Source organism: Pseudobutyrivibrio sp., from assembly GCF_017471675.1.
Taxonomy (GTDB): Bacteria; Bacillota; Clostridia; order Lachnospirales; family Lachnospiraceae; genus Pseudobutyrivibrio.
Genome location: NZ_JAFUSK010000062.1, coordinates 65,859 through 77,989, shown reverse-complemented (window position 1 = coordinate 77,989; position 12,131 = coordinate 65,859). Strand labels below are relative to the sequence as shown.

General features: G+C 37.1%; 7 protein-coding genes and 1 pseudogene. All 8 read left to right on the top strand.

Going from position 1 to position 12,131, the window contains the following annotated elements; genetic code table 11:
* Nucleotides 1-186: pseudogene (locus IJ535_RS09885) on the top strand (amidohydrolase); the annotation flags it as partial.
* A gap of 190 nt (nucleotides 187-376) precedes the next feature.
* Nucleotides 377-3,823, top strand: coding sequence for a PD-(D/E)XK nuclease family protein (locus tag IJ535_RS09880; protein WP_294302019.1), 3,447 nt, complete (start codon nucleotides 377-379; stop codon nucleotides 3,821-3,823).
* A 1-nt stretch (nucleotide 3,824) separates the two neighbouring features.
* On the top strand, nucleotides 3,825-7,442 hold the full coding sequence (gene addA, locus IJ535_RS09875) for a helicase-exonuclease AddAB subunit AddA (RefSeq protein WP_294302016.1): 3,618 nt from the start codon (nucleotides 3,825-3,827) through the stop codon (nucleotides 7,440-7,442).
* A complete protein-coding gene (locus IJ535_RS09870) occupies nucleotides 7,421-7,675 on the top strand; it encodes a glyoxalase (RefSeq protein WP_294302013.1) in 255 nt (84 codons plus the stop codon). The genes addA and IJ535_RS09870 overlap by 22 nt, the downstream gene beginning before the upstream one ends.
* Nucleotide 7,676: 1 nt before the next feature.
* Nucleotides 7,677-8,762: an acyltransferase family protein gene (locus IJ535_RS09865; protein WP_294302010.1), complete on the top strand. Its 1,086-nt coding sequence runs from the start codon at nucleotides 7,677-7,679 to the stop codon at nucleotides 8,760-8,762.
* A 14-nt stretch (nucleotides 8,763-8,776) separates the two neighbouring features.
* Nucleotides 8,777-9,760 (top strand): peptidylprolyl isomerase, encoded by a 984-nt coding sequence (locus IJ535_RS09860; protein WP_294302008.1) that lies wholly within the window; start codon nucleotides 8,777-8,779, stop codon nucleotides 9,758-9,760.
* 206 nt (nucleotides 9,761-9,966) lie between these two features.
* Nucleotides 9,967-10,413 (top strand): DUF6465 family protein, encoded by a 447-nt coding sequence (locus tag IJ535_RS09855; protein ID WP_294302005.1) that lies wholly within the window; start codon nucleotides 9,967-9,969, stop codon nucleotides 10,411-10,413.
* A gap of 352 nt (nucleotides 10,414-10,765) precedes the next feature.
* Nucleotides 10,766-12,058, top strand: a complete 1,293-nt coding sequence (locus tag IJ535_RS09850) for an ABC transporter substrate-binding protein (protein WP_294302002.1) — start codon at nucleotides 10,766-10,768, stop codon at nucleotides 12,056-12,058.
* The last annotated feature ends 73 nt before the right edge of the window (nucleotides 12,059-12,131 follow it).

The following is a 12,131-nucleotide window of genomic DNA, read 5'->3' as shown; positions in this document are numbered from 1 at the left end:
CGAGGCACACTGGAGATGGGTAAGAGCTGTGATATAGTTATTTTAGACCACAACCCATACGAGGTTCCAATTAATGAATTAAATAAAATAGGAGTTTCGGAACTCTATCTTAAGGGAAAGCCATACGAAAGATCCAGAACCGGATCCATGGCCACCATGCTCCGCGGCATGTTCCCACAATCGTAGTAATGAATATGTTTCTAAAGCGAAGCGTTCCAAACTAGGCTAAGAAATATAATCAGTAAAGTAATCCAGTGAGCCTGTAGCTAACAATAATTATGTTTCTTAAGCGAAGCTTTCCATGCTGAGCGTAGAAATATAATTATTGTTAGCGTAACAGGCGGACTATAGTTTTGCAGTATTTCAGGGAGTAATAATGTCTTTATCAATAGTAGTAGGTAGCTCGGGTAGTGGTAAATCCACTACCCTTTATTCAAGAATAATTAAAGAGTCTATGGCAAACAAGGATAAGAATTTTCTTGTTATTGTTCCAGAGCAGTACACCATGTCAACTCAGAAGCTTTTGGTTTCTATGCACCCAAACAAGTGCATTATGAACATAGATGTACTGTCATTTAATCGTCTGGCCTATCGTGTATTCGAAGAGCTAGGCGCAGGAATAAATGCAGTCCTTGATGATACCGGTAAATCTCTTGTTATAAGAAGAATTATTGGTTCACATTTGGATGAGCTTAAGACTCTTAGAAAAAATATAACACGTGTCAGTTACATAACTCAGGTGAAGTCACTGATTTCAGAGATGACCCAGTATAATATCACTGTGGATAGATTGAAGGAAATGATTGATTCCCCTGCTATGTCAGAAAGCTTCAGAAGAAAAGCCTCGGATTTGTTAGTTTTGTACGAGGCTTTTTTGGATTTTATAAATGGAAAATATGTAACCACCGAATCTATTTTGTCTACATTAAATGATATGCTGGATGATTCACAGATTGTCAGTGGAGCCACTGTAGTGCTAGATGGTTTTACAGGTTTTACGCCTATCCAGTATCAGCTTGTGGAGCACATGCTTCGTATTTGCGATGAGGTTGCTGTTACAATTACTGCGGATAATGATGAGGCGCTGCTTACTAAGGCATCAGAAGATGCCTTGTTTGAGATGTCATCAGAGTTTGCAATCAAGCTAAACAAGCTTGCGGTAAATACAAATACCCTGATTAATCCTGTGACACATATTGATTCTACAAATGGTTGGCTGGCTTCAAATGAGGTATTATCACATTTAGAAAAAAACATCTTTAGAGAGAATGTAAAAGAGTATAAAGGCGATTTGGCACCAGGGGAAGCTATTAAGCTGGTGAGCTTAAGAACCATGAGAGATGAGCTAAGATATGTGGCAATTCAGATTAATCATCTTATCAGAGGTGGCATGCACTATAAGGATATTGCGGTGGTGGCACCTAATTTGGATTCTTACAGATATCTAGTTTCAGGCATTTGGGATGAATACAATATCCCTTATTTCATCGATGCCAAGACAGAGCTTTTATTCCACCCTATGTCAGAGGCCATAGAAGCCCTTTTTGATATTTTTGAAAGAGACTTTAAAAGGGAGGATGTGTTTAGATTCCTTCGAACAGGTCTGACTGAATTGTCATTAGATGAAATAGATTATCTGGAAAACTATCTTATTTCTACAGGAATACGTGGAAAAAAGAAATATTTCCATCCATTTGCTATTCGTTCAAATAGCTTTAATAAGGATGAAGATCTTATTAAGGTAAATGAATTAAGGGAAAGGTTTATAGGTCCATTTGTTCAAATGGATAAGACTATTAATTCAGATTCCACAGTAAAAGATATAGCGGTGGCATTATACAGATTCATTACAAGTTTTGATTTTGAAGGAAAGATTAAGGAAAGAGGAAAGCTTTACGAGGATAAGAATGAGGCTGTAAAGGCAAAGGAATATAGCCAAATCTATCAGGTAATAATGGATATTTTAGATAAGCTGGTAGGAATCCTTGGAGATGAAAAGATGTCCTTAGATGAGTTTAAGGATATATATGAGGCAGGACTTTCAGCTGCATCCATCGGTGTTATTCCACCTACTGCAGATAGTGTTATTTTAGGGGATATAGAAAGAACCAGATTATCCAATATAAAGGTGCTGTTTTGTATTGGAGCATCAGATGATGCTATTCCTAAAAAGGTAGAAAATGGAGGTATTTTATCTCAGCTAGAGCGTGAACAGCTGTTATCCCTTGGCTTTGAGCTGGCTCCATCAGATAGACAAAAATCGTTTAGGCAAAGATTCTATCTCTATCTTATGCTTACTAAACCAAATCACATTCTTTATATTACAAGTCCACGTGTAGATGGTGCAGGAAAGGGTGTAAATCCATCATATCTTATGGAGCTTTTAAAGGATATGTTCAAAGGCCTAAAGCTTGAGGAAATAGAAGAGTTTACAGCGAAGGATAGATGCCTTTCAAAAAAGAGTGCATTGGATTATTTAATAGAGCTTTTAAATAAGGCTATATTAGTATCATTTGATGGCCTGACAAAGGAAGAGCTTACAGATTTAAATAATCTATTGGAGTGGGCAAAATCAGAAGATAATGAAAAGCTTCAACTTTTACTTACGGCGGCTTTTTATGAGCATACGAAGGAAAGCTTTTCAGAGAATATAATGCTTGCTGTAAATGAAGCTATAAATTCCGATGAAACCATATCAGGTTCCGTATCTAAGTTTGAGCTTTATAATGAATGTAGCTACAAATATTTTCTTACATATATTCTTAAGCTTAATGAGAGGGAGGAGTTTGCCCTTTCAAGCATAGATATGGGAAATTTCTGCCACGAAGCTATTGAAAGATACTCTAGTAGCCTAAAAGCTGATGGCAAAACATTTAAATCAGTGACAGCTGATGAGCGGGAAAAATATATAGAGGTTGCCATATCACAAACCTTTGAACACATGGCAAAGGTGGCAACATTAGAGGATGCAACTCAAAAATATATTGTAGAATCTTTAAAGGATACCCTAAGACACACAGTGGAAATCATTACTACCCAGGTATCCAGAGGCGAGTTTGAGCCAGAGCTTTTTGAAGAAGTGATTAGAACAGAAATCAGGGATAGTAAGACAAATGAGATACTGGCTAATCTTAAGGGTAAGGTTGATAGAATAGACCTTACAGATTCGGATGATAGAGCAGTTAGAATTATTGATTACAAATCAAGTGACCATAAGCTTGATTTAAGTGAGACATATCACGGCTTATCACTTCAGCTTCCAATATATATGGGAGTTGTACTTGATAAGCTAAAGGAAAAATATCCTGGGGTAGCATTACATCCATCGGCCATGCTTTACTATGAAATGGCTAACAAGTTTTTAGAGCTGTCATCATCTAAGGCAGCCACAGAAGAGGAAAGACTTAAGCTAAGCAAGATGGATGGTCTGCTTTCAAATGACCCTGCTGATTTGGCAGCCAACGACCTGACTGTTGGTACTATGGAAGGACAGACCAAGGTATCATCAATTGTGCCTTATGGAATAAAGGTTAATGGTGAACCATCTGAACGAGATACCAATGCAATCGATAGGTCAGCAATGCAAACTGTAATAGATTATTCTATGCTTGCAGCAGCTGATACGGCAAAGCGTATAATAGCAGGTGATTTTGAACCATCTCCAGCCCGCCTTGGAAATATCGATGCATGTAGATACTGTAATTATAAAAGCGTTTGTCATTTCAATGAGAATGAGGCAGGCTTTAGTGTAAGAGCCTTTGATAAGGCTAAAAAGAATTCTGAAGTAGTAGAATTAATGAAAGAAAAGCTAGAGGAAGAATAAATTGGCATTAACAAAAGAACAGATGCTGGTGCGAGATACAAGAAATAAAAATATGCTTGTAAGTGCCGCCGCAGGTAGTGGTAAGACCTTCGTACTGGTAGAAAGAATCATATCTCAAATATTGGATGAGAAAAATGGAGTAGATGTAGATAGAATTCTTGTGGTTACCTTCACCACAGCAGCTGCTGCTGAGATGAAGGATAGAATAAGAAAGGCTATCGACAAGGCCATTATGAAAAACAGTAGGGATGCCAGATTAAGATGTCAGGCAACCCTTATTCATAATGCTCATATTAGAACTATTGATAGTTTTTGTAGCTGGGTAGTTAAGAACTATTTCTACGAGATTGATATGGATCCTTCATTTAGAATCGGTTCCTCAGGTGAGTTAAAAATGATAGAGGATAATGTCTTTAGCGATTTGTTATCAGCTAAGCTTGAAGAGGCTGATGATGGGTTTAAAAATCTGGCTGGAGCCTATATCAATGGGCGTAGAACTGACAGCCTAAGGGATATGGTGTTTAGCCTTCATGCCAAGGCGGCAAGCTTTGCCTGGCCAGATGAGTGGTATGATAATGCCTTGAAGCTATATGATATTAATTCAATAGAGGAATTGGAATCATCCCAAGCTGTAGTAGAAATACTTAAGCTTACTGATATGGAGCTTAAGGGGGCTATTAACAAGCTGGAGCGGTTTGTTAATTTATATCCTTCTGACAGTGATTCTAAGGACAAGGAAATCCTTAACTACGAGCTGGGGCAATTAAAGGGAATATATTCTAAGGACAGCTTTGCTGATAAATACGCTGCTATTTCCGGGGTGGATTTTTCTACCAGGTGGAGTAGCAAGGGGACTAGTCTTAACGAAGATGATATAGCAAGAGCAAAGGCACTTAGAGACAGCTATAAGGGTATCGTAAATACGTTAAAAAAAGATTTTTACGGACTTAGTCTAAGTGATATTTTTGATGATATTTTGTATGTTAGAAATCAGGCTATATCACTTATTGAATTTGCTAAAGAGTACTCAAGAGTTCTTTTAGAGGAAAAGAAAAAGCGAAATATATATGATTTCAATGATGTGGAACACATGGCTCTTAGAATTCTAAGAAACGAGGAATCTAAGGAGCATGAAAAACGCCCTGTGGCCATAGAGCTGTCAAATCATTTTAAGGAAATTATGGTGGATGAATACCAGGATTCAAATGAGCTGCAGGAACAGATACTTACTGCTATTAGCTCAGGGAACAATTACTTTACTGTAGGTGATGTAAAGCAGTCTATCTATGCATTTAGACAGGCAAGCCCTAAGCTTTTTATTGACAAGCTTTATTCATACCCAATGGATGATGGCCCTACAAATAATTCTATCAGAATAGATTTGGACAAGAATTTTAGAAGCCGCTACGAGGTTTTAAATTTCTGTAATCAGGTATTTGCTCCTCTTATGCAGATGGATGTTGGTGGAGTAATGTATGATGAAAAGGCTGCACTTAAGCTGGGTGATGAAAGCTTTAAGGGAGAGCATTCTGATTATGAAGCCGAGGTGCTTATAGCAACGGGAGAGCCTGATTCCATGAAAGAAATGGATATAGATGATGGGGATACATTAGAGGCACTTGTTATTGCTAAAAGAATCAAGGAGCTTATGGCTGATGGTTTTCAGGTAAGCTGTAAGGGAGAGGATGGAAGAGAGCAAAGACCTCTTAAATATAACGATATTGTTATCCTTATGCGTGGAGTTAAGGGGCATGCTGATAAATATATTGCCACCCTTAAGGATAAGGGAATCCCAGCCTATGTGGCAGAGGAAACTGGATTTTTTGACAGAGAGGAAATTGACACGGTTTTATCTATGTTAAATGTGATAGATAACCCGTTTAACGATATTCCCCTTGCAGCGGTGCTTCACTCAGCTATGTTTAATTTCTCATCAGAGAGATTGGCACAGATTAGAGCAACTAATCCAGAGGTTAGCCTATATCAATGCCTGCTTAATAAATGGGAAGCCGATAAGGATGAAGATATTGGTGCTTTTCTTACACTTTTAAATCGGTTTAGGGATGAGGCAATAGACACTCCTATTCACGAAATTATTGAGCACGTATTAGAGGAAACCAGGTTTTTGATATATACCAAGGCTCTTGATAACGGACCTATGGCAGCTGCCAATCTAAACAAGCTTATAGACGAGGCAGTAAGCTTTGAGGGTACAAGCTTTAAGGGACTTTCCAGATTCGTTAGCTATATAGAGGGGCTTAAGACCTATGATGAGGATTTGGGTCTTGCAAAAACTGTGTCTGAAAATGATGAAGCCGTAAGGATTATGACCATACATAAAAGTAAGGGCTTGGAATTTCCAGTGGTATTTTTGGCAGGCTGCGGCAAACCATTTAAAAGCGAAGGTGGATTGTTCGTATATGATGATAAGCTTGGACTTGCTATGAATTACAGAAATCCGGATACAAGATTATCTTATAGCACGCCACTTTATAATCTGGTTAAGTTTGCCAACCAATCCGATGCCAGGGGAGAGTATTTAAGAATTCTTTATGTTGCCCTTACCCGTGCTGTGGATAAGCTTATTATTACAGCAGAGATAAAGCCTTCTAAGGATAAATCCGCTGTAGATAAAATAAGCGAGTTCGCAGGGGATAGTGGGCTACTGGACACCTATACCAAGCTGAAAGCATCTACTAGTATAGAACTTATAATCAGGTCATTAAATGCATCAGCCTACCCATACAAAAGAAGAATTGTAGATTGTAAAGAGCTTTTTATAGATGAGGTTAAGCGAGCTGTAATTAAGGAGCAGGTTAAGGCTACTATTGATAAGATTATCGATGAGGTTGAGGCTACTGATAATCCTATCGTAAATACGTTAGCCTTTGAATATGATGGAATTAAGGATAGTAAATATAAGAGCAAGTATTCTGTTTCGGAGATTAAACATCAGGCTATGGAAGAGGCCTTTATGTTTAATGCAGATGCTGCCCCTGCTTTTGTTTATCAAGAGGATGAAAGCTATATTCCTGTTTTTATGAGAGAGGGTAATATAGAAGCTGATGGTGATAGTAATGTGCCATCTGGCGCATTATATGGAACAGCCATGCATAGATTTTTAGAATGCTTTGATTTTACAAATCAGGATTTATTAGGTTCATTTGATGAGCAATTGCAGTATATGAAAAAGGTTAAGTGTCTGTCGGAGGATGAATTTTCAAGAATCAATCTAAGCAAGCTAAAGACGTTTTTGAGTGATAATTCAGCTATTCGTATGGCAGCTGCAGCAGCATCAGGAAAGCTTTATAAAGAAAAGCCATTTGTGTATGGCAGTGATGCTAAAAGGCTTTTTGATGATAATGAATCAGGTGATGAAATGATTTTAGTTCAGGGAATAATCGATGTCTTCTGGGAAGAGGATGATGGTATTGTTCTTTTGGATTATAAGACTGATAAAGTGGACGATGCTAATGCATTGATGGTAAGATATGAGAAGCAATTAGAGCTTTATAAAAATGCAATAGAGGCTTCTTATGGCGTAAAGGTCAAAGAAGTATTAATCTATTCATTTGCGTTGGAAAGGAGTATTAATTTATGTACGACAAACTCACAGTAGAAACATTTTTAGAGAATCAGTTAAAGCTGTTTCCGGAGAAGGTGGCAGATTCCTATGATGAAGCCTTAGAGTTTTTGGAGGATGTTTGTGCCACGGTTTGTAAGAATAAAAAAGAGGTTATTGCATATCTTGAGGATGGCATGGATATAGGTGGAATGACGGAAGAGGAAATATTATCCTCAGAAGAAGTATTTCCTCTTAAAGATGGTAGATACTTGATAGTAGAGGCATAATATGGAATCTAACAAAAAGATTTATTCTCTGCAAGCATTGAGAGCAATTGCTTTTATTGGTATATTTTTAGCGCATGCAAAGATTGTTTATTCATGGCCTAAGCTTGGTGTATCTATATTCTTTTGCTTGTCAGGATTTTTGATGACCTATGTATATATGGATAGGGATTTGCCAGTTGGGCTTAAGGAATCATTTTTATTCTCTGTTAGAAAGATTAAAAAGCTATATTTGCTGCACATCATTACAATGGTTGGCGCAGTGCTTATTGAGCTTTGGATTGGAAAGGTAAATGGAAATATTTTGGCAGGTGGCTATATGCTGCTTAGAAATATAATTCTTAATGTACTATTACTTCAATCCTGGTATCCTGACAGTACAGTGAATGTAGCATTAAACGGAGTAGCCTGGTATTTATCAGTGGCGCTGTTTTTGTATATGATTTTTCCATTTATTCTTAGATGGATTAAAAAGAGCAAAGTGGTTATGGTAGTGGCAGCTGCTGTAATTATTGTGGTGATACAGGTAATGCTTTCATATATTGCCCTTTTACTGTTTCATGAAGGAGTGCAGTATACCTGGTTTATGTATTGCTTTCCTGTATTTAGAATAGGAGATTTTTTTGCAGGCTGTGCTCTTTTTAAAGTGCTTGGTGAAACAAAATATGTGAGCAATAAATCAAAGACTATCGTATATACGATTGTTGAAATAATAGCTTTTGTAGCTATAATTATTTTTTCGGTGTGGTTGGAAAAGCCAGGCAACGGGTATTTTATTACCGCTATAAAAAACTGGTCTAGTAGCTATATAATTATGGCGCTTGTGCTTATATATTTATTCTATAGATGCAATGGTCTGTTAACCAGATTTTTATCAAATAAGCTTTTTATAGCACTTGGTGATATTAGCCCACAGGCATTTTTGATTCACTATGTAATTGTAAGATTTGCCAACGCTTATATGGGATTGCATCAGATACCATTTACTGTTTATAAAACATGGCTTTTATTTATAGCAGAATTTATCATAACAGTTGTGATAAGCTTATTATATCTTAAGATTAAAAATAATCATCGCTCTATTAGATAGACTTGGAGGATAGTATGAAGTTATTAAAGAGATTATGCGCTATCGTATTTACGATATGTATTTGCACTACATTTACAGGCTGTGAGATAGCAGGAAGGACTGTATATTTTGGCGGCTCCAGTGGATTTAACACAGTGTTTAAGATTGGCGATATGAAGTGTTCCAAAAAAGAGGCACTTGTTTATCTATTAAATGAAAAGAATATTTATGGCTCTGTAAATGGTGTTAATTTGTGGTCAGATGATTACGATACTGACACAATGGCAAGCTCAATTAAAGACCTTACTTTAGAGCATTTAACCAGAGTATATGTGCTTAATTTATATGCCATGGAAAATGGAATAGAGCTTACTGATGAAGATAAAAAAGTATGCGAAGAAGCAGCAAAGACTTATTACAAATCTATGAATTCTAAAGAGCGTTCCTTTACTGGTGCAAGAAAAATGGATTTAGAAAAAATGTATTATAAATATGCTCTTGCATCAAAGGTTTATGAAAGCCTTATGAATTCTGTTGATGATGAAGTATCAGAGGATGAAGCAAGAGTAATGGAGGCTTTTGTTTTATTTGTTTCAGATGAGGCAAAGGCAAATGAAATACAAGGTATGATTGATTATGGATATACCTTTGAGAGGCTGGCATCATCTTATACAGAGTTAGATTATTACCAGAAAACTTTTGCAAGAGGAGAGTATTCAAGTGACATAGATGAAGTGGTTTTTAATCTTGATACAGATGAAGTTTCAGGTGCAATTTCTGCTGATAATGGATACTATTTTTTCCAGTGTTTGGACAAGTATAATGAAGAGCTTTCTGAGGCAAATAAAGAGGTAATTATTGAGAACAGACGTAAGCAGGTTTTAAGTGATATTGTATCAGAATTAGAGGATAGATATTTCTCTGATATGAATACAAAATTGTGGGATGAGTTAGACTTTCCTGAGGATGCATCTGAGCTAACAAGCGCATCATTTTTTGAAACATTAAACAATAAATAGTAAATGTTTGAAAATTATTTTCTAAAGAAAAATATAGTCTATTTATGATTTAATATTTGCAATATATACTAAAAAGAATGCGTATTTAAATATTTATTAGTTATTTGGTAGAAAATTGCAACAATACACTAGCAATTGAAGAGGCAAATGGCTATAATAATTCTTAAATAAAAAATAATGTTTTGCTCATATAGGAGGGTGAAAAAATGGTAACAAACGCAAAGGTCACAGTTGATGATGTAAAGAAGTCAGCTGCAACAGCTGCTAGTACAGTTAAGACAGCTGCAGCAAATGCTTCAGTAGCTACAAAGAAAGCTGTAGAGGAAGTTAAGAAGGAAGCAGCAGTTGCATCAAAGAAAGCAACTGAAGCTAAGAAGACAGCAACTAAGAAAGCAACAGCTGCAAAGAAGACTGCAACAAAGACAGTTAAGAAAGCAGCAGCTAAAGCTAAGAAGGCAGTTGCAACAACATCAGTAATCCAGTATCAGGGTAGAGAGTTTACAGAGGCAGAGTGCTTAAAGAAAGCTCAGGCTCAGTTCAAGAAGGATTACAAAAAAGAGGTTCTTGAGGAGATTAGCATCTACATCAAGCCTGAGGAGAACAAGATTTATTATGTAGCAAACAAAGATCGTGTTGGTTCAGTTGATCTTTAAAACTTTATTTTTTAATTATGTTGGAACGGAAGCGTTATCGTATATACGATAACGCTTATTTTTTTAGCAACGACCAAGCGGGGAGGCAAGACAAGGTGTATGAGTAGCAGACGGATGAGGGTTCTATCTAAAAATGTCAATCGCATGACATATCTAAAATCCATCAAATTAACTCTGTAGCTTTTTGAATTGTACAATATATACAAATCATACATCTCGAATTTAACTCTAATTTACAAAATTACCACTTAATCGTTTAAAACGTATGTCAACCGATTGACATACGTTTCTCTGAATGATATTATCCATCATGTAAACAACACACGAACCTATTGAAGGAGGGTTAATTGTAATGAAGAAGAAGTTATTATCACTTGCAGTGGTAGCTGCTATGTCAGCATCACTTGTAGCTTGTGGCGGTTCAGATGGAGCATCAGGCAGCTCATCTAATGGTTCAGGCACATCAATTACTATTCTCAATTCTAAGACTGAAATTCAGACACAGTTCGAAGAAATGGCAGAACAGTACGAAGAAGCAACAGGCGTTCATGTAGAAGTATACAATGCAGATACTGATACAACAGTTGCTTCACAGGTTGCAACAAAGTATGCATCTAACGATCCATATACACTTACAATGGTTGACGCAAAAGATATCTACTCACTAGCAGATGATTATGCTTATGATCTTTCAAATGAAGATTGGGTAGGTCACACAACACTTGGTATCACAGTTAATGATAAGCTTGCTGGTTTCCCATTCTGTGTAGAAGCAAGAGGAATCATCTACAACGCAGATGCAATTGAAGCAATCACAGGTGAGAAATTTGATCCAGCATCAGTTGCAACACTTGATGACTTTAAGGCTCTTTTAGATAAGCTTGTAGCTGGTGGAATGGAAAAGCCGGTTGGTGTTCTTTCTGAGTATTGGTCACTTGGTGCTCACTACTTCGCAGAAGTATACGAGCAGCAGCCAGATCCAGATGCATTCGTTAATTCACTTCTTGCAGGCGAGGAAGACCTTGCTGGCAACCAGAAGTTCAACGAGCTTATGGATACATTTGATACATTAATCGCTTATAACTATGCTAAGGGTTCTGCAGCAAATGCTGATAGAGAAGAAACATCTATGATGCTTGCAGAAGGACAGATTGCATTTATGTTTGGTGGTAACTGGGATTGGTCAGTACTTAACCAGTATGATTTCACAGAGAACATGGGAATCATGCCAGTACCTGAGAACACATCAGATGATACAAACACAAAACTTGTAGGTGGTGGTTCTAAGTACATCTTCGTTGATAGCTCAGATGCAACTTCTGATGAGCAGAGACAGGCAGCTTTAGATTTCTTAAACTGGCTTGTAAATGATGCAGAAGGTAATGCATTCCTTACAGAGCAGTGTGCACTTGTCCCTGCATTTGACAACATCGATGCTTCAGCACTTGACCCACTTTCATTATCAGTTAAGTCTTATGCTGATGCTGGAAAGCTTATCCCTAACTACAATTACTTACCAGATGATCACATGACAGTAGTTGGACAGGAGATTATGCAGAAGTACCTTGACGAAGCAATGACAAGACCAGAACTTGTAACCGCAGTTCAGGATTACTTCAAAACAGCAACACCAATTGCTCACTAATTTCAATCGTTTTTCCTAGCTTGCGACGGAAAAAGATTGACCAGACGAGCTCATCAGCGAAGCTGATTATAAA